This is a genomic window from Mesorhizobium sp. M7A.F.Ca.ET.027.02.1.1 (genome assembly GCF_004022985.1).
In the GTDB taxonomy this organism is placed as follows: Bacteria; Pseudomonadota; Alphaproteobacteria; order Rhizobiales; family Rhizobiaceae; genus Mesorhizobium.
On record NZ_RZOL01000081.1, the window covers coordinates 1 to 18964 of the forward strand.

General features: G+C 63.5%; 13 protein-coding genes and 1 pseudogene. 6 read left to right on the forward strand and 8 right to left on the reverse strand.

Annotation, left to right across the window (positions count from 1 at the left end; all coding sequences use genetic code 11):
* Positions 1-1062: pseudogene (locus EN749_RS12025) on the forward strand (NAD-glutamate dehydrogenase domain-containing protein); the annotation flags it as partial.
* Positions 1063-1146: 84 nt separating this feature from the next.
* Here EN749_RS12025 and EN749_RS12030 read toward each other — a convergent pair.
* The gene (locus EN749_RS12030; RefSeq protein WP_127808788.1) at positions 1147-3291 is read right to left on the reverse strand and encodes a TonB-dependent siderophore receptor; all 2145 of its coding nucleotides are present in this window, start codon (positions 3289-3291) and stop codon (positions 1147-1149) included.
* Between the two features lie 352 nt (positions 3292-3643).
* Here EN749_RS12030 and EN749_RS12035 point away from each other — a divergent pair, with 352 nt between their 5' ends.
* A complete protein-coding gene (locus EN749_RS12035; protein ID WP_127808789.1) occupies positions 3644-5020 on the forward strand; it encodes an MFS transporter in 1377 nt (458 codons plus the stop codon).
* A 170-nt stretch (positions 5021-5190) separates the two neighbouring features.
* Here the strand turns inward: EN749_RS12035 and purH are convergent, their stop codons facing one another.
* From purH to htpX, 4 genes are all read right to left on the reverse strand, one after another.
* Positions 5191-6807, reverse strand: coding sequence for a bifunctional phosphoribosylaminoimidazolecarboxamide formyltransferase/IMP cyclohydrolase (gene purH, locus EN749_RS12040; protein WP_127273763.1), 1617 nt, complete (start codon positions 6805-6807; stop codon positions 5191-5193).
* Between the two features lie 294 nt (positions 6808-7101).
* On the reverse strand, positions 7102-8826 hold the full coding sequence (locus EN749_RS12045; protein WP_127808790.1) for a heparinase II/III family protein: 1725 nt from the start codon (positions 8824-8826) through the stop codon (positions 7102-7104).
* A gap of 148 nt (positions 8827-8974) precedes the next feature.
* Positions 8975-10402, reverse strand: a complete 1428-nt coding sequence (locus EN749_RS12050) for an RsmB/NOP family class I SAM-dependent RNA methyltransferase (RefSeq protein WP_128363216.1) — start codon at positions 10400-10402, stop codon at positions 8975-8977.
* On the reverse strand, positions 10360-11376 hold the full coding sequence (gene htpX / locus EN749_RS12055; RefSeq protein WP_127271031.1) for a zinc metalloprotease HtpX: 1017 nt from the start codon (positions 11374-11376) through the stop codon (positions 10360-10362). Before htpX ends, EN749_RS12050 begins: the two co-directional genes overlap by 43 nt.
* A gap of 119 nt (positions 11377-11495) precedes the next feature.
* Between htpX and EN749_RS12060 the strand changes: the two genes are divergently transcribed.
* Positions 11496-11717, forward strand: coding sequence for a DUF1674 domain-containing protein (locus EN749_RS12060; RefSeq protein ID WP_127382026.1), 222 nt, complete (start codon positions 11496-11498; stop codon positions 11715-11717).
* Positions 11718-11724: 7 nt separating this feature from the next.
* Here EN749_RS12060 and EN749_RS12065 read toward each other — a convergent pair whose 3' ends face one another.
* Positions 11725-12390, reverse strand: a complete 666-nt coding sequence (locus tag EN749_RS12065) for an HAD-IA family hydrolase (RefSeq protein WP_128287917.1) — start codon at positions 12388-12390, stop codon at positions 11725-11727.
* 171 nt (positions 12391-12561) lie between these two features.
* Here EN749_RS12065 and EN749_RS12070 point away from each other — a divergent pair, with 171 nt between their 5' ends.
* From EN749_RS12070 to EN749_RS12080, 3 genes are all read left to right on the forward strand, one after another.
* Positions 12562-13431, forward strand: a complete 870-nt coding sequence (locus EN749_RS12070) for a transglutaminase family protein (RefSeq protein ID WP_127397486.1) — start codon at positions 12562-12564, stop codon at positions 13429-13431.
* Positions 13432-13771: 340 nt separating this feature from the next.
* Positions 13772-15247, forward strand: a complete 1476-nt coding sequence (locus EN749_RS12075) for a TadE/TadG family type IV pilus assembly protein (protein WP_128363217.1) — start codon at positions 13772-13774, stop codon at positions 15245-15247.
* A gap of 360 nt (positions 15248-15607) precedes the next feature.
* Entirely contained in the window at positions 15608-16876 is a 1269-nt protein-coding gene (locus EN749_RS12080; RefSeq protein ID WP_127397484.1) for a cyclopropane-fatty-acyl-phospholipid synthase family protein, read from the forward strand.
* A 1-nt stretch (position 16877) separates the two neighbouring features.
* Here EN749_RS12080 and EN749_RS12085 read toward each other — a convergent pair whose 3' ends face one another.
* Positions 16878-17621, reverse strand: coding sequence for an MOSC domain-containing protein (locus tag EN749_RS12085; RefSeq protein WP_127808795.1), 744 nt, complete (start codon positions 17619-17621; stop codon positions 16878-16880).
* Positions 17621-18964, reverse strand: a 1344-nt coding sequence (gene acs, locus EN749_RS12090) for an acetate--CoA ligase (protein WP_128363218.1), incomplete at its 5' end; no start/stop codon positions are given. The genes EN749_RS12085 and acs, both read right to left, overlap by 1 nt.

Genomic DNA, 18964 nt, shown 5'->3' on the forward strand with positions numbered 1-18964 from the left:
CTGCCGTCGCCGGCAGCGCTCGCCGAGCGCGAAGCGCGTGGCGAACCGCTGACGAGAGCCGAACTCGGCGTGCTGCTCGCCTATGCCAAGATCGTGCTGTTTTCCGACATCGTCGCCAGCGACGTGCCTGATGACGCGCATTTCGATCGCGACCTGATGGGCTATTTTCCCGACCGGATGGCGAAGAAATACGCCACTGAGATCCATGGCCACCGGCTGCGCCGCGAGATCATCACGCGGGTCGTCGCCAACGACCTGGTCAATCGCGGCGGCCCGTCCTTCGTCAACCGGCTGCAGGAAGCCACGGGGCGCACCGCCGCCGACGTGGTGCGGACCTTCGCCTTGGTGCGCGACGGTTTTGCCTTGCCGGCGCTCTATCGCGAGATCGACGCGCTCGACAACCAGATCGACGGCCAGGTGCAGCTCGATCTCTATCAGATGGTCAGCCGCCTGATCTACGTGACCAGCGGCTGGTACCTCAAGAACGATGCCGGCACGGCACCCCTCGGCCAGCGCATCGCCGAGCTGCAGGAAGCACGCAAGGCGCTGGAACCGAAGCTCGTTGCGCTGCTGCCGGCTTTCTCGCGCGAGCGCATCGAGGAGAAGCGGCACGGGCTGTTCAAGAGCGGCGCGCCGGAAGGGCTGGCCGGGCAACTGGCGCTGAGCGAGGTGGCGGAACTTATCCCCGACATCGCGCTGACGGCGCGCACCGCCGGCGCCGATATCGTCGCCGCGGCCAAGGCGTTCTTCGCCGTCAGCGATGCCTTCCGCATCCCGCGTGTCGAGGACGCCGCACGCTCGATCACGCCTTCGGACTACTATGATCAGCTGGCACTGTCGCGCGCCACCGACACGATCGGCGCGGCACGGCGCGGCATCGCGGTGGCGGCACTCACCGGCCACGCCGGGACGGCGGACCCGGTGGCGGCCTGGCTGGACGCCGGCGGCGAGCGGGTGGCGCGCATCCGCGAGCGGCTGCAGGCGCTGACCGAGGGCGGCGACATCACCGTGTCGCGGCTGTCGGTGGCGTCGGGGCTGATGAGCGATCTGACGGGGATGTGAACCGCCGACGATCACCACACGCATCACCGGATGCGTGTGGCTCTTTTCGAATGCCATCCGCCTCGAAACCGGCGTTCAAAAAGCTCACCAGGAATGTTTGAGCGTGCCGACGATCTTCAGCCGGTCGCCGTAAAATTCGGTTCCGTAATAGCTGGTTGTCAAATACTTCCGGTCGAACAGGTTCGTTGCGTTCAGGGCCAACGTCACGTCCTTGGTCATCTTGTAGCTGATCGCCGCATCCACCAGTGCGTAGCCGCCAATCGAAGTCGTGTTCGCGTCATCCCCGTAGGTTTGTCCGATATAGCGCACGCCTCCGCCGATGGTCAGGTCGCCACGCCGTCCCTCCTCGGGTAGCGTATAATCAACCCAGGCCGAAGCCAGGTGGCGAGGGACACGCTGCGGCCGATTGCCGGCATTTCCTCCAATACCGTCTTCCAGGATCTCGGCATCCCAGTAGGAATAGGCAAGTGTCAGGTTCAGGTTTTCCGCAATGGCGGCCTTGCCCTCGAGTTCGATGCCGCGGACGCCAACCTTGCCGATCTGCTGCTGGACAACAGGCGTGACATAGGTCGGAACATTGGTTTGGGTAAGGTCGAAGACCGCGGCCGTGAACAGGCCGTCGAAGCCGTCGGGCTTGTACTTGATACCTGCCTCATACTGCCTGCCCTCTTGAGGCTTCAGCGAACCCGAGACCGCATATCCGTTGCCGCTTGGCGCCACGAGCGGCTGGAAGCTTTCCGAATAGTTGGCGTAGACCGCGAGGTTCGGAGTGAATTTGTAGGTCAGGCCGGCACGCTTGGTGAAGGCGGATGCCGTGTCGTCGTCCTGCGTTCCCGAGTCGAGATAGTCCGCCGTCGTATGCACGCGGTCCCAGCGCCCACCCAGGGTGACGATCCAGCGGTCGTCAAACGTCAATTGCTCCTGGGCATAGACACCGACTGCCTGTTGCTTGACCCGCCAGTTCACGTAGGGGCCGAGATTGATGCAGGACAGACCGCAATAGGCCGGATTGTCGATGCCGATGGGACCGGCGGTGCCGAAGAGAATGTTTTCACGGGTGTTGTCGTTGGCGTAGTCGACGCCGACAAGCGTCTTGCTGTCGATCCCGCCCCAGCCCGTATCGTATTGCAACTGATTGTCGAAGGCATAGCGGTTGGACAGGCCATCGACGGAAAATGCCGTGCGGTCCGCCGTGGGGTCAAGCGACGCGCCGTAGACCTCGGCGTAGTCGAGGCTCAAATGCGTGTAGCGGGCATTGGAGCGCAAGGTGAGGTTCTCGTTGAACTCGTGCTCGAACTGGTAGCCGATATCGACCTGCTCCGTGTTGAAGCGGTTGAAATCCGGCTCGCCCAGGAATGTGCCGATGTCGATATTGCCGCCAGCCGGGGTGCCGCGTGCGCCTGTGCCATCTCGCTTGTAATAGTCAGTCAGGATGGTGAGCGACGTTCCTTCCTCGGGCTTGATGGTCAACGCGGGCGCGATGTAAAGCCGATCGTCGTTGGAATAATCCCATCCTTGATCGCCATCCTTGGCCAGCCCTGTGAGCCGGTAGGTCCACACGCCATCGGGGTCGATTGGCCCGCCAAAATCAACGCCAACCTCCTTGGTACCGTCGCCATAGGACGTGTAAATCTCCCCCTGCTTCTGGTCCAGCGGCCGCTTGGTGATGGCATTGACCAGTCCGCCAGGACCGTTGAGACCAAAAAGCGTCGATGTCGATCCCTTCAGGACCTCCACGCGCTGAAGTCCGTAAGGTTCGAGACGGCTGGCCGTGAACCAGGCGGGGATGCGCGCCGTGAGACCATCGCGATAGGTACCGAGCGATGTCTGGTCGAAACCGCGGATGCGAATATAGTCGTATCGGTCATCGTTGCCGAACTCGTCGGTGAGGACGCTGGATGTATAGGCCACGGCCTGCTGCAGGCTTTCGACATGGCGCGCCTCCAGTTCCTTCTGGGTTACCACTGAAACCGAGGCGGGAACGTCGACGATCGGCGTATCGGTCTTGGTGGCGGTCGCCGTATCCTTGGCGACGATCGTTTGATCGGGCCCGACAACGCGGTCCGACTTGCCGGTGACGACGATGGTTTCCAGTTGAGTTGCATCGTCCGGCGAAACCTCCTGGGCCCGGCCGGCCCCCACCGCTCCAAAAGATGCCGCTATCAAGGCACTGCTCGCAAACAATCGCCTTGCCTGAGTGCGCGACAATGCCTGTCGACCAATCGTCATCTCTTATTCCCTGTCAGACCATATCGAGCCGTTCGACCGGCGACTTTCCGGCCCTGCGCGAGCGCAATTAGTCAAACCGGACAAAAAGAGTCAACTTAATAATCAAGAAATTCGCGCCGGCGGCAATCGCTGCGAAGCAGGGGGTGGAGGACGGTGCCGGACCTTCGGTCCGACTTCCCTCGCGAGAAAAAATAAGGGCTTGGCCCGCGCCGCGGAGGAAAGCCAATTGCTGGGTTTTCGAACAACGAACGCCCGGCAGGGGCAAGGGACGGCACCAAGCTTCGTTCATTGCATGAGCGCATGAAACATGCAGACATGGCGCCCGACACGGAACCGGTGCCGGGGGATCATCATGACGGTAGAAACAGTGCAGCGTGCGTCCGGGCGCGGCATCTGGGGATGGATGTTGTTCGACTGGGCGGCGCAGCCGTTCTTCACCGTCGTCACCACCTTCATCTTCGGGCCTTATTTCGTGTCGCGGATGGCGAGCGATCCGGAAACCGGGCAGGCGGCCTGGGGCTACGGCATTGCCGCGGCCGGCCTTGTCATTGCAGTGCTGTCGCCGATCCTCGGCTCGATCGCCGACCAGACCGGACCGCGCAAGCCGTGGATCGCATTCTTTGCCGCGGTCAAGATCACCTGCCTTTGCATGCTTTGGTTCGCGGCCCCCGGTTCGAACCTTTTCCTGGTCGTGCTGTTCTTTTCGCTGGCGTCGGTGGCGGCGGAGTTTTCGACCGTGTTCAACGATTCGATGATGCCGCGCCTGGTGCCGAAGAGCGAGATCGGCCGGGTTTCCAACATGGCCTGGGGCCTTGGTTATCTCGGCGGCATGATCGTGCTGGTCTTCGTCGTCGCCTGCCTGGCCGGTTCGCCTGAGACCGGCAAGACGATCATCGGCATCGACCCGCTGTTCGGACTCGACCCGAAGCTCGGCGAGGATGCGCGCGCAACCGGCCCTTTGTCAGCCGGCTGGTACTTCCTGTTCATCCTGCCGATGTTCTTTTTCACCCCCGACGCCATCAAGGGCCTGCCGATCGGTCCGGCTGTGCGAGAGGGGTTGGCGGAGCTGAAAGTGACATTGGGCGAGGTGCGCAAGCGCAGCGGCATCTTCCGCTTCCTCGTCGCCCGCATGATCTATCAGGACGGCGTCAACGCGCTGCTGGCGTTGGGTGGCACTTTCGCAGCTGCGATGTTCCACTGGTCGATCACCGAAATCGGTATTTTCGGCATCATTCTCAATGTCGTTGCCATCTTCGGCTGCCTGGTTGCAGCCCGTCTCGACACGGCGCTTGGCTCAAAAACCATCGTCATGATCTCGCTGGTCCTGCTCAGCATCGCCACGATCGGCATCGTCTCGACCGGGCCGGGCTACACGTTGTTCGGCCTCTGGATGATGCCTGGGCCGGACAGCGGCGGCCTGTTCGGCACGGCAGCGGAAAAAGCCTACATCTTCTTCGGCCTGTTGATCGGCGTGGCTTTCGGGCCGGTGCAGGCGTCGTCGCGATCCTACATGGCGCGCAGCGTCACGGCGGCAGAATCCGGCCGCTATTTCGGCATTTATGCACTGGCCGGGCGGGCGACCAGTTTCCTGGCGCCGTTCATGGTCGCGTCCGTCACCCTGGCCAGCGGCTCGGCGCGGCTCGGCATGGCGGTGATCGTGCTGTTCCTGGGCATCGGCATGGCGATCCTGGTCAAGACGCCCTATCCGGCGGACCGGCCGGCGGGATAGGAGCGCCTCTTTCCTTCCCCCCTTGTGGGAGAAGGTGGCCTCGCGAAGCGAGGTCGGATGAGGGGTGTTCCAGGGAACACCAACGTCTCACTTCGCTGGAACACCCCTCAACCGTCTCGGCGCTACGCGCCGATCCACCTTCTCCCGCAAGGGGAGAAGGAAGAAGTGCGTCAATGGCGGAAATGCCTGATCCCCGTAAACACCATGGCGATGCCGTGCTCGTCGGCAGCGGCGATCACGTCCTTGTCGTTCATCGAACCGCCCGGCTGGATGACGGCGGTGGCGCCGGCGGCGATTGCCGACAGCAAGCCATCGGCGAAGGGGAAGAAGGCGTCGGAGGCGACGACCGAGCCCTTGGTCAGCGGTTCGGCAAGGCCGGCGGCCTCGGCGGCGTCGAGTGCCTTGCGGGCGGCGATGCGTGAGGAATCGACCCGGCTCATCTGGCCGGCGCCGATGCCGACGGTGGCGCCGTCCCTGACATAGACGATGGCGTTGGACTTGACGTGCTTGGCGATGCGGAAGGCGAATTTCAGGTCGGCCATTTCGGCCGGCGTCGGCGCCCGCTTGGTCACCACTTTCAGTTCGAGGTCGTCGACGACGGCGTTGTCCCGGCCCTGGATGAGCAGGCCGCCGGCGACGGATTTGACCGTCGTACCCGGCGTGCGCGGGTCCGGCAGCCCACCGGTGACCAGCAGGCGCAAATTCTTTTTCGCCGCCACGATGGCCGCTGCCTCGTCGGTGGCGCCGGGCGCGATGATCACCTCGGTGAAGGTTTTTACGATCTCTTCCGCCGCCTCGGCGTCGAGGGTGCGGTTGACGGCGATGATGCCGCCGAAGGCCGAGACCGGGTCGCAGGCCAGCGCCTTGGCGTAGGCGGCTTTCAGCGAGTCGCCTTCGGCAACGCCGCACGGATTGGCGTGCTTGATGATGGCGACGGCGGCGGAAAGGTCGGGGTCGAACTCGCCGACCAGTTCGAAGGCGGCGTCGGTGTCGTTGATGTTGTTGTAGGATAGCTGCTTGCCCTGCAGCTGGCGCGCCGTGGCGACGCCCGGGCGCTTGTCGCCGTTGACGTAGAAGCCGGCGCTCTGATGCGGGTTCTCGCCATAGCGCATCACCTCGACCAACCTGCCGCCAAAGGCGCGCCATGTCGGATGTTCGATCTCGAGCGCCTCGGCGAACCAGCCGGAGATCGCCGCGTCATAGCTGGCGGTGCGGGCAAAGGCCTTGGCCGCCAGCTTCTTGCGGAAATCCAGCGAAAGCGAGCCGATGTTCATCTCCAGCGCATTCAGCACCGAGGCGTAATCGCCGGGGTCGGTGACGATGGCGACATAGGCGTGGTTCTTGGCCGAGGCGCGGATCATCGCCGGCCCGCCAATGTCGATGTTTTCGACGATCGACGCGTAGTCGGCGCCGGAGCGGCGGACCTCCTCGAACGGATAGAGATTGGAGACGACGAGATCGATCGGCTCGATGCCGTATTTGCGCATTGCCGCGGAATGCTCCGGATCGTCGCGCACGCCAAGCAGCGCGCCATGCACCCCAGGATGCAAGGTCTTGACGCGGCCGTCCATGATCTCGGGGAAACCGGTGAGCTCGGAGACGTCGCGCACCGGAAGGCCCGCGTCAGCGATCGCCTTTGCCGTGCCGCCGGTCGAGACCAGCTCTACGCCTGCGGCTGCCAGCGCTTTGGCGAAATCGATGAGGCCGGTCTTGTCGAAAACGGAGAGCAGGGCGCGACGCACGGGAACAAGGTCTGGTGCGGGAATGTTCTTGGCGGCGACGGCCATGGGCTGGCAGCCTTTCACGACTGGTGTGATGGATGCCCGCGCCCGTAGCACATGCCGTCCGGAAATCAAACCGGCGGTCAGGTGGGGCAAGGCAATGAATCCGTATTAAAACGAAAAACCCGCCTGTGTGGCGGGTCACTGGCGCAAATCAGCACCATGGGCGAATTTGTACCATAGCTGAGGTCACCGGGTCAAGAAAAAATTCCTATCGCTGCCGACGAAAGCTGCCGATGCTGCCGAACTGGTTGTCCTCAGGCCTTCTGTTAACCTGCGTTGGAAGCCCTGCCAGGAGGATCAGTTGTTTTCCGGATGACCGGCGATGCTGGTGCGCGTCAGCTGCCAGTGGACTTCGGCGATTTCCGAGGCTTTGAAGGCAAGCACGATCTGGCGGCTGCGGCGCGGGCCGCCAAGACCGGCGAAATAGATCGATTCATCGACTTCCGGCACCACTTCGGCTGCTGTGAACACCCAGGTATCGGCCTGATCGGCGGCCAGCACCAGGCGGTCATGCTCGTCCTGCAAAAGGTTGATGTCGGGGTGGACATGGAAGCGGACGGTGACGAAGTCGCGGCCATTGTTGCGGATCGCGGTATTGCCGGGCCGCTGGAAGCGGTCGCGGCCGGCCAGCACGTTGCCGTTCGACGACAGCTTCAGCTCGCGCTCATGCAGGAAGCCGAAGCGCGGGACATAGCCGTCATGACGGGCGATGAAGCCCTGAATGCCCTTCTGGTCGGTGCGCTTGCACTGCACGTGCTGCGGGCCGCCGATCAGCGGGGAACCGAGCAGGTCGTTGACACGCAGCGAATGGCTGAAGCGCGCCGACGAGGTGTCGTTGATGGTGGCGGTCGAGTGCGCGGCGGTGGCGCGCGCCAGCGGCCGGAATTCAGCCGCGCCATAGGTGTCGATACCGGCATTGACGATGTAGTGCTGGCGGCCGGACGATAGTTCGAAGGCAAGGCAGCTGGCGTGTGCGGCGTTGGACACATCGACCGGCGGCGGCGGGCCGGTGTCGGCGATGACTGTGGTGCCGCCCATCGACAGGCGCTCATAGCCGGAATGCGGCGCATGCAGCAGCGGCGCGCCGGCGGTGTCGTCGTGGCGCAGAATGGTGGCGATGCGGTCGTGGATGGTGGCGCCCATGCCGTTGAAGCGGGCGAGGCTGCCATCCTGATGGCGAAAGAAGCGCAGCGCCGGCAGCATGCGGTCGATGGCGCCGATCAGCGCCTGCGGCGGCGTTTCCGCCTGGTTGGCATAGGTCTGGCGCAGCGGCAGAAGGTCGGCGAGGATTTCCAGGACGACCATTGGATTGCGCGAAATGTGCCCGCCATCGGCGAGGATCTGGCGGTCGAGTTCCTCGGCAAGATTGCGGGTCGCGCCACGCAGGGCCGATGCCGGCGCCGGCAGGGACAAGGCAGCGAAGGCGAGCGCGATGCGAGCCCGCAGCCTGTCCTTGCCGTCGGGCATTTCGCGCGCCATCGACCTGAGGTAGCGGATCTGGATGGCTACCGATTTCAGGAAGGCGCGGTAGAAAGGGAACTCGGCGCCCTGCAATACGACCGAGGAGTGCTGCAACCAGGCGATGATGCGCTTGGCCGTCGTGCCGGGCTCCCAGGCGATGCCGGAAATATGGCTGCCATGCATGGTGATCCAATCGGAGACCAGGGCGCGGGCATTGGCGGCGGCAAGCTCGGTGCCGGCGGCGCGCATATGGCGCAGCCAGCGAAAGCCGTGCAGCGTCTTCTGCCAGCCGTGATTGGGCACGCTGATCTGGAAAGGCGACTTGCCGCCTGTCTCGACGAGATGCCCCGACAGGGGATAGCGGCCGTAATAGATCTCGAGCGCGATCTGCGGGTCGGCGAGGCGCAGGTCCGGCGGCGCGATCAGCACACGTTCCGGCGTGCGGCCGGAATAGCGCCAGCGATAGACAGGCCCGGCGCGCAGGCGCCGGCGCGTTTTGCGCCAGAACTCCTTCGCGACAAGCGTCCACAGACGCGTCGTGCTGCTGGCAGCAAGTGCCAAAACCCCTCCTGATCGTCCTCTACCCCGGCGCCGAGTCTACATGATTGCACGATTCGTGCGAAGGCGAATTCCACGACCCCACGCCGGTTCACCTGGCTTTGCCCCCGATCCTACCCCTAAAAGTCAGTAAATCCGGGCAATTCAATCGCTAGCCGGCTCGCCGCATGCGAGCGGCGAAGAAACCGTCGAGGCCCGAGCGTTCCGGCGCGCCGAGCTCCAGGTCGGCGGGCGTGGTGCGCAGCGTGCCTTGCGGCGTCAGGAACGGATCGATGCCGGCGATCTCGCCTTGCCGCAGCGGATCGTTGGCGACTTCAGGCGTGCCGGCCAGAAAGGCGTGATAGAGATCCTCGCCTTCGAGCGGATCGAGCGAACAGTTGGAAAAGACGATCCTGCCGCCGGGCTTCACCAGCGTGACGGCGCGGGCGAGCAGCCTGCGTTGCAGGTCGGCCAGTTTTTCGACATCGGCCGAAGTCTTGGTCCATGGCACGTCGGGATGCCGCCGCACCGTGCCGGTCGATGAGCAGGGCGCGTCGAGGAGCACGGCGTCGAACAAGTCCTTCGGCTCGTATTTGAGCAGGTCGGCCTGAACGATTTCGGCGGATAGGCCGAGACGGTCGAGATTCTGCGTCAGCCGCACGAGCCGGTTCTTCGAGGTGTCGACGGCGGTGACCTTCGCGCCGGCAACGATCAGCTGCGCGGTCTTGCCGCCGGGCGCGGCGCAGAGATCGGCAACCCGCAATCCCGCGACATCGCCGAACAGCCGGGCGGGCAGGCTGGCCGCGGCGTCCTGGACCCACCAGGCGCCCTCGGCAAAGCCAGGCAATTCAGTGACGGGACCGACAAGATTCTCGACTCGCACCGTGCCGGTCGGCAGGACGATACCGCCAAGTTTTTCGGCCCAAAGACCGGGATCGGCCTTGACCGAGAAGTCGACCGGCGCCTCAACGCGATGCGCTTCGAGGATCTGTCCGGCCTTCTCGTTGCCGTAGGTGGTCTTCAGCCGATCGGAAAACCACTTTGGCGCTTCGTCGGTGGCGGCAAGGGCGGCAGGCAATTCTGTTTCCTTGGCACGTGCCAGTGTGCGCAGCACACCATTGACGAGGCCGGAGAAGCGCACCGTGCGCGGATCGGATTTGGCATGGGTCACCGCAATGTCGACGGCGGCGCTGTCGGGAATCTCGAGGAACAGGATCTGGGCTGCGGCCACATGCAATATGTGCGACAAAGCGGTGGCGTTGGGCGGCAGCGGTTTTTCCAGGCGCCGCGCCAGCAGCCCCGATATGGTCATGCGGTAGCGCAGCGCGGTGACCAGGATGGCGCGGACAAGGCCGCGATCGCGCAAGTCGAGCGCCTTGTATTGCGGGTGGCCGTTTTCGTGATCGGTCAGCCCATCAAGCGGGGTCCTGGCGTCGATGACGGCGGCAAGCAGGCGCGCCGCTGCCTTGCGTGCGGCGAGGCCGGCAACGAAGTCGCCGCCGTCCCTGTGTTCCTGATCACCTGAAACCGTGCGTCGTGGTCCTCTGTCCGCCACGCTCACGACCACCGGCCCTTGGGCCCGGTCGGATTGCGACCCCATGGGTTGGATTTGGGCTTGGCGGGCTCCGCCGGCTGCTCGGGCTGCGCTGCCTCGCCCCACGGGCCGGATGGCCGCGGTTGATCTGCCTGCCGTGGCGTCGATGCCTGGCGCGGGGCGGCCTGGGTTTCGCCTTGCATCTGCTGCGCCATCGCCTGCAAGGCTGCGATGCGGTTCTCAGTGGCGGGGTGGGTGGAGAACAGGCTGTCCATGCGCTCGCCGTGAAGGGGATTGATGATGAAGAGATGCGCGGTCGCGGGATTGCGCTCGGCATCGGGGTTGCGGATGCGTTCGGCGCCGCGGGCGATCTTGTCAAGCGCCGATGCCAGCCAGAGTGGGTGTCCACAGATTTCAGCGCCACGCCGGTCGGCCTCGTATTCGCGGGTGCGGCTGACCGCCATCTGCACGACCATCGCGGCAAAGGGCGCTACGATCATCGCCGCCAGCACGCCGACAAAGCCGAATGGATTGTTGTCGCGATTGCCACTGAAAAAGAAGGCGAAATTGCCGAGCATCGAGATGGCACCGGCAAAGGTGGCGACGATCGTCATGGTGAGCGTGTCGCGGTGCTGCACATGGGCGAGCTCGTGCGCCATGACGGCTGCGACCTCTTCAGGCGTCAGCGCTTGCAACAGGCCGGTGGAGGCAGCAACCGCCGCGTTCTGCGGGTTGCGGCCGGTGGCAAAGGCGTTCGGCTGCGGGTTGTCGATCAGATAGGTCTTCGGCATCGGCAGGCCGGCCTGTTTGGCCATTGCCTGGACGATGGCGTAATATTCGGGCGCGTTCCTTTCGTCGACCTCGACGGCACGGTTCATCGACAGCACCATCTTGTCGGCATTCCAGTAGCTGAACAGATTGGTGCCGGCCGCGAACAGGAAGGCGATCATCATGCCGCCGGTTCCGCCGATCAAAAAGCCGACGCCCATGAACAGCGCCGTCATCGCGGCAAGAAGCATGGCGGTGCGGATGGTGTTCATCGTCTGCTCCTGTCGAAATGGCACCGAAAAGGGGTCGATCGTCGTGCGTTCATGGCTATATGATGGGAAACGCCAGTTCCTGTTTCAATTGACTGGGCTCAATCTGCCGAGATTATCGCATGACCGACGAAATCAGTAAAACAGGCGCCGCTTCTGCCGAAGCGGCATCGCAGAGAGAGCTAACGCCGGCCGCACGCCGTGCGTTGGCCGAGGCCGCAGCGCGGCGGGAAGACTACCGCGAAAAGGAGGCCGCGCTGCCGAAGGAGATCGGCGGCCGCGGCGGCAAGGAGCCAGGGCGCTACGGCGACTGGGAGGTAAAGGGCCTCACCAGCGATTTCTAGATGCCGCCTAGGCGGCGTTGCGCTGCGGCTCGAGCGCGATCCAGCCACGCTCGTCGACGGTGATGCCGACCATGTCGTAGCCTGCGATCGCGGCATGTTGCGTTGGCAAGGGGTGGTTGTGCGTGGCGCTGATGACCATGACCGCGGCGCCCGCCGCTTCGGCTGCCGCGATGCCAGCTGGAGCATCCTCGAAGACGAGGCAATCGCGCGCGTCGAAGCCGAGCCGTTCCGCGCCAAGCCGGAAGCAATCGGGCGCCGGCTTGCCGCGGGAGACATCTTCCGCCGCGACGATGATGGCCGGGACGGGGATGCCGGCGGCCTTCATGCGCAACAGCGCCAGCTCACGTGGGGCGGAGGTGACGATTGCCCAGCGTTCGGGCGGCAGCGAATCGAGAAATGCCACGGCGCCTGAGATCTGGATAATGCCATCGAGATCGGCCGCCTCGGCCTTCAGCAGCAGATCAGCCTCGTATGCCGGGTCGACGCCCGGCAGTGCTAGGCCGGTGATGGTCTCGATCGCGCGCACGCCATGGATCGTCGGCAGGAAGGCGGCGACGTCGAGCCCCTGGCGGAGAGCCCAATCGCTCCACACCCGTTCCGCCGAGGCGATGGAATTGATGAGCGTGCCGTCCATGTCGAAGAGGAAGGCCGCGAATTTTCTGCCTGAATACATGATTTTCCTTGAGTCCGGGGAGGCGCTAGGTCGGGTGACCGAACCTAACGTCTCGACTGCGGCAGGGGAAGACACGGGGGCGTGCTTTTCGATCGGCCCAGGGAACCACGATATCCTCCGGGCGTTTGGGAAGGACTGCTTCTCACAACAACGATCGAAGGGGGACCAACGGTGCTGATCCGGCTCGGCTACGAAATCGCCATCGAATGCGTAGCCGCCACGCCGGTGATTTCAGTGCTCGAGATCCATCGGGACAGGCAGGGCGACATCAAGCGGCAGACGCGGGTGCTGACCTCGCCCGCGGTGCCGACAAGACTGTACCACGATCTGCATGGCAATGCCTGCCGGCGCTTCACAGCGCCCGCCGGTGGTTTTCGCATCCTGTACGACGCGGTCGTAGAGGACAGCGGCGAGACGGACGAGGTAAACACCCTGGCCAGGGAAGTGCCGGTGGCGGATCTGCCCGACGAAGTTCTCGGTTATCTCCTCGGCAGCCGCTATTGCGAGACGGATCATCTGAGCAGCCTGGCCTGGCAGCTCTTCGGTGACATCCCGTCCGGCTGGGCGCGCGTGCAGGCGATCGTCGACTATGTCCACAACCGGCTGTCGTTCGGCTATGGCTATGCGCGCTCGACCCGCACCGCGGCGCAGGCGCATGAGGAGCGCGTCGGGGTCTGCCGTGACTTCGCCCATCTGGCGATCGCGCTTTGCCGCTGCATGAATATTCCGGCACGCTACGTGAACGGCTATCTCGGCGATATCGGCGTGCCAGCCGATCCGGCGCCGATGGACTTCTCGGCGTGGCTGGAAGTGTTCCTCGACGGCAAATGGTACACGTTCGATCCTCGCCACAACACGCCCAGAATCGGCCGTATCGTCATCGCCCGCGGCCGCGACGCCACCGACGTGCCGCTGCTGCACAGTTTCGGCCCCCACCGGCTCAGCCTGTTCAAGGTGTGGACCTATGAACAGGAAGGCAATCTGTTCAACCCGCCCTACCACGGCATCGACAGGACCGTCAGCGCACAGATGCTGGCGTAATCGCGACGCCTACCGATGCGACAGGGTGGCAGCGAGGTTCTTTCCAGGCGCAACTTTCGGGACACATGGTCCGCTTCGGCACAGTGAGCTTGTGCCGCAACAGGACGCCGTCGATGGCGTCGCGATGCCTTGGGCCAGATCATGGTAAGCGGCCGGTAAACGCGAGCGCCACGGCGCGTTCCCGTTTACCAACCGTTCACCTTTGCGGGTTCCAAAACTCAACAAAAACAACGACTTGCTGTTGGAAGGCGAGCTCTCCGCCAGGCCAAGGCGACATCCGGCGGGAATCCTGCATTGCCCTTTCCGCGGCGACGAGGCCGAGGCGAGTGGAGGCTGTAGGATGCGGAATTACGGGGGTCTTGTTCACGCGGTCGGCGGCTTCGCCAGGGATCGCGGTGGAAATTTCGCGGTCCTGTTCGGCCTTAGCGCCTCGGTCTTGGCGCTGGCAGCGGGCTTCTCGGTCAACGTATCGCAGCTCTACAATGCCAGATCGAGCCTCCAAGGCGTGGTCGACGCCGCGGTCACGTCGACGGCACGCGACCTGACGACCGGCGTCATCAAGGAAGCCGATGCCGACAATTCGGTGCAGGCCTTTCTCGACGCCAACAGCCAAGCAGGCATTCTGCAGGCCGACCAGATCGTGCTCGACAGGCTGATCGTCAACAGGACTGCCAAGACGGTTCAGGCCGACGCCCATATCGATGTCGCGCTGTACTTTCCGATTTTTGGCACGGGCGACATGAAACGCGTCACCGCTTCCACAACGGCGCTCTATTCGGACAAGACCGTCGAAGTGGCAATGATGCTGGACATAACGGGATCGATGGCCAAGCGCGGCAAGGTCGACAAGATCGGCGATCTGAAAGCTGCTGCAAAAAATGCTGTTCTGACGATGCTGCAGAAGCAGGATTCGCAGAACCCCCGCATCCGCGTAGCGATTGTGCCTTACGCGTCTGGCGTCAACGCCGGCAAGCTGGCGGAAAACCTCTATGCCGAGAAGCAAGGCAGCTCTGAGCTGCCACCCGTCGCCGGCAGTCCGCTTCTCGTCGCCAAGACGGGCAAAAATCTGCTGCCGTCCTTCAGCGACTACATCTCCATTGTCGGCGCGGCGATGCCACGCCCGGACAATTGCGCCACCGAGCGCAAGGGCAAGAACGGCAACGCGGATATGAGCGCCGACGGCCCAGACACTGTTCGCACCGACAGGAACGGCAAGAAATACTATGCCCTGGTCAACCGGGACGATCATCTCGGCGGAGATATGAACAGGTGCCCTGATGCGGAAGTGATCCCGCTGACCGCCGACTCCGATGCATTGCTTGAATCGATCGAGGACTTCCAGGCCGATGGCTACACGGCCGGCGCGATCGCCATTCAGTGGACCTATTATATGCTGTCGCCGCAATGGCGCACTGCAATCAGGAACGCCGGTCTCGGCAAAGGCGCCTCGGATGCCGATCCGAAGAAGATCGCCAAGGTCGCGATCCTGATGACCGATGGCCAGTTCAATACCGCCTTCGCCGGGGCTGGGGACAGGTACAACAGCCAGGGCAACCTTGCGCGCGGCAACGCCGAAACGCTGTGCGAAAACATGAAAAATGATGGCATCGAGATTTTCACCATTGGCTTCGATCTGGACGACAAGGACATGTCGGCAACCGAGCGGGACCAGGCAAAGGCGGTGCTGAAGGACTGTTCGTCGATGGATACCTCCGCCGCCAAGAGGCATTTCTTCGACGTGTCCACCGGAGCCGAATTGGACGATGCCTTTCAGGAGATCATTCGCAACACCGAAAAGGTCGCATTGACCCAGTAGTCCGCAAACGGAAAAGGCCGCCGCTTCTTTCGAAGCCGGCGGCCTTCCGTGTTTCCGTCCGTGGCGCGGCCCATGGCGGCGACCTATCGGGTCACCTGCCGCGCATTTCGCGCCTTAACGGGAAGACTGCTTCCCGAAAGTGCAATCCGCTGAGGCCACGTTCTGGAAAACGAAATCACTCGACATCGGATCACCTCCTTTCGATTTGTTGAACACATACTCATGATGGGGTGCATTGCAGCAAAAGACAAGGTGCGGGTCTGAAATTAGCCTACGGGCGGGCCTGGTGCGAGCCGGCTTGCGGTTGCCAGGCAGGCCGGGCAAACTTCCGCTCCGGGGGTCGGCATTCGGAGGAATCGCATGGAGGCAGCCGAAAAGGCCGCTCGCATCGTTCGAACGGTGATCGAAACATTGAAACCGGGATTTGCCGTCAGGCTATGGACCGGAGAGCGGATCGGCCCCGCCACGGGTCCGGTGCTCACCATCAACGACCAGGACATCGTCTGGCAGATCGTGAAGCGACCGTCCCTGTCGACGCTGATCGAGATGTGGATTTCCAAAACGATCGACATCGAAGACGGGACGATTTTCGACTTCTACGCCCTGCCATCGCAAGGCAAGCTCAGAACCAAGCTCAAATCGCTGCCGAAAATGGCGATCCTGCGCGACCTGCCTTCCGTGCTTTTGGCGCGCAAGCAGATGACGGCGCGGACCGATCTGTCGGGGCGCAATCCTTATGTCAGCGGTTCGAGCCAGGAGGCGATCCAGCATCACTACGACATTTCGAACGCCTTCTACCGGCTCTTCCTCGACGAGCGCATGGTCTACAGCTGCGGCTACTTCAAGGATTTCGCCAATGGCATCGATCAAGCACAGATCGACAAGCTCGACCATATCTGTCGCAAGCTCCGGCTGAAGCCTGGCGAACGACTGCTCGACATCGGCTGTGGCTGGGGAGCGATGCTCATCCATGCCGCGAAGAACTATGGTGTTATCGGCCACGGTGTCTCGCTGTCGCAGGCGCAGACCGATCTTGCCCGCGAACGCATCCGCGCCGAAGGGCTGGAGGACCGCATCACCATCGAGATCAAATCCTATGCCGAACTCACCGGCTCGTTCGACAAGATCTCGTCGATCGGCATGTTCGAACATCTCGGGCTCGCCAACCACGCCACCTATTTCAAGACCATTCATCGCCTGCTGAAGCCGGGCGGCATCTATCTGCACCACGCCATCACCCGGCGCAGCAAGGGCGAATTGAAGAAGACGCTGCGCAAGGGGCCGGAGTACAAGGCGCTGCTCAAATACATCTTCCCCGGCGGCGAACTCGACACGATCGGCATGACAACAGGTAATCTCGAGGCGCATGGTTTTCTCGTCTACGATGTCGAGAACCTGCGCGAGCACTATGCCCGCACCTGCAGACTGTGGGCGGAGCGGCTGCACGAAAGGTTCGACGAGGCAATCGCCGAGGTGGGCGAAGCCAAGGCACGGCTATGGCTGCTTTACCTGACGGGCTGTTCGATCACCTTCGAACGCGCCTCGGCGCAGATTTTCCAGACCGTCGTGACCAAGCGCGCGCGTGGTCCAAGCGGCCTGCCGCCGACGCGGGCGGATCTGTATCGATAGCTTACAGGAAGCGCATCGCGTCGCCGGTTTCGACGCGCGCCGGCCGGTCGACCGTGCAATAGACGCCGAGATTGTGGGCGTTATGGCGGACCAGGTTGCGCAGGATCGCCGGATCATGGTCGAAGCCATCCTGGGCGATGATGGTGAAACCGCAGCGGCGGCAGGGTTCGGAGATGGTCAACTCCAAGTCGCCGATCGCCAGCTTGCGGCCGATCCATTCCGTTTCGGGAAACGAGCCTTCGATGGCCGCCATGTCGACGACGATGTTGGGGCGGAAGCGGCGTGGGTCGGTGGCGCCCTCTGGATGCAACGCCTTCAGGCGTGCCAGCGAGGCGGTGGTCAACAGATGGATGGGCGCCTTGCGGTAGCGCTCCGCGGTCAGCGGGCCGGAATAGCCAGGCGCGGCATTCTCGCGGCGAAACGGCCGGATTGAGGCCTCGAAGCCGAGATAGGCCGACACTGCGCGGTCGCTCTCGATACTTGGCGCAGCCAGCCAGTTGCCCTCGGGAACGGCAATCTCGAGTTCCAGGGCAGGCGACAGCCGGGTGCGGATGCGCGGCACCTTGTGCCATTTCGGGTCGCGGTCCGGTCGGGCGATCTCATTGTCGGACTTGTCGACAAGGCCGAACATACGGTCGCCCTCGATGCTCTCGATATCGACCGAGATTGTTTCGCGACGCTCGCCGGCAAGCGAACTCGCCGGATAGCGCCAAAGCTCACTGACAATGCCAAGCGCTGCCTGCATCAGCTCTTCTTGTTTTGCCGGTTGGCGACCAAATCATCGACGACGGCCGGATCGGCGAGCGTCGAGGTATCGCCGAGCGCTGAAAAATCGTCCTCGGCAATCTTACGCAGGATGCGGCGCATGATCTTGCCGGAACGCGTCTTCGGAAGGCCGGGCGCGAACTGGAGCTTGTCGGGCGAAGCGATGGCGCCGATCTCCTTGCGGACATGGGCGACCAGCTCCTTGCGCAGCTCCTCGCTCGGCTGCTCGCCGGCCATCAGCGTGACGTAGCAGTAGATGCCCTGTCCCTTGATGTCGTGCGGATAGCCGACGACGGCGGCTTCCGAAACCTTGTCGTGGCTGACCAGTGCGGATTCGACCTCGGCCGTGCCCATGCGATGGCCGGAGACGTTGATGACGTCGTCGACGCGGCCGGTGATCCAGTAATAGCCGTCGGCGTCACGGCGGCAGCCGTCACCGGTGAAATACTTGCCCTTATAGGTCGAAAAATAGGTCTGCACGAAGCGGTCGTGGTCGCCATAGACGGTGCGCATCTGGCCCGGCCAGGAATCGGTGATGCACAGATTGCCGTCGGCCGCCCCTTCCAGAACCTTGCCCTCGCCGTCGACCAGCTGCGGCTTGACGCCGAAGAAGGGCCGCGTCGCCGATCCCGCCTTGAGGTCGGTGGCGCCGGGCAGCGGCGTGATCAGGATGCCGCCGGTCTCGGTCTGCCACCAGGTGTCGACGATCGGCACCTTGCCGTTGCCGACGATGTTGAAATACCACTCCCAGGCTTCCGGATTGATCGGCTCGCCGACCGAACCCAGTACGCGCAGCGACTTGCGCGATGTCTTGGCGACATGCGCGTCGCCGGCGCCCATCAGCGCGCGCAGCGCCGTCGGCGCGGTGTAGAAGATGTTGACCTTGTGCTTGTCGATGACTTCCCAGAAGCGCGACTGCGACGGATAATTCGGCACGCCTTCGAACATCAGCGTGGTGGCGCCGTTGGCGAGCGGGCCGTAGACGATGTAGCTGTGGCCGGTGACCCAGCCGACATCGGCGGTGCACCAGTAGATGTCGCCGTCATGGTAATCGAAGACATATTGGTGGGTCATCGAGACGTAGACGAGATAGCCGGCGGTGGTGTGCAGCACGCCCTTCGGCTTGCCGGTCGAACCCGATGTGTAGAGGATGAACAGCGGGTCCTCGGCCTTCATCTTCTCGGGCTTGCATTCGGCTTTCACCGTCGCGACCTCGTCGTGGTACCAGACGTCGCGGCCTGAAACCCAGCCGGTCTTGCCGCCGGTGCGGCGCACGACCACCACCTTTTCGACTTTCGTCCCGGCTTTCGCGGCGATCTCGAT

Bases quoted from the DNA above. Each gene is read 5' to 3' on its own strand.
- EN749_RS12085 (WP_127808795.1), bottom strand. From the start codon at position 17,621: ATGCAGGCAGCGCTTGGCATTGTCAGTGAGCTTTGGCGCTATCCGGCG.
- EN749_RS12030 (WP_127808788.1), bottom strand. From the start codon at position 3,291: ATGACGATTGGTCGACAGGCATTGTCGCGCACTCAGGCAAGGCGATTG.
- EN749_RS12075 (WP_128363217.1), top strand. From the start codon at position 13,772: ATGCGGAATTACGGGGGTCTTGTTCACGCGGTCGGCGGCTTCGCCAGG.
- htpX (WP_127271031.1), bottom strand. From the start codon at position 11,376: ATGAACACCATCCGCACCGCCATGCTTCTTGCCGCGATGACGGCGCTG.
- purH (WP_127273763.1), bottom strand. From the start codon at position 6,807: ATGGCCGTCGCCGCCAAGAACATTCCCGCACCAGACCTTGTTCCCGTG.
- EN749_RS12060 (WP_127382026.1), top strand. From the start codon at position 11,496: ATGACCGACGAAATCAGTAAAACAGGCGCCGCTTCTGCCGAAGCGGCA.
- EN749_RS12050 (WP_128363216.1), bottom strand. From the start codon at position 10,402: ATGGGGTCGCAATCCGACCGGGCCCAAGGGCCGGTGGTCGTGAGCGTG.
- EN749_RS12065 (WP_128287917.1), bottom strand. From the start codon at position 12,390: ATGTATTCAGGCAGAAAATTCGCGGCCTTCCTCTTCGACATGGACGGC.
- EN749_RS12035 (WP_127808789.1), top strand. From the start codon at position 3,644: ATGACGGTAGAAACAGTGCAGCGTGCGTCCGGGCGCGGCATCTGGGGA.
- EN749_RS12080 (WP_127397484.1), top strand. From the start codon at position 15,608: ATGGAGGCAGCCGAAAAGGCCGCTCGCATCGTTCGAACGGTGATCGAA.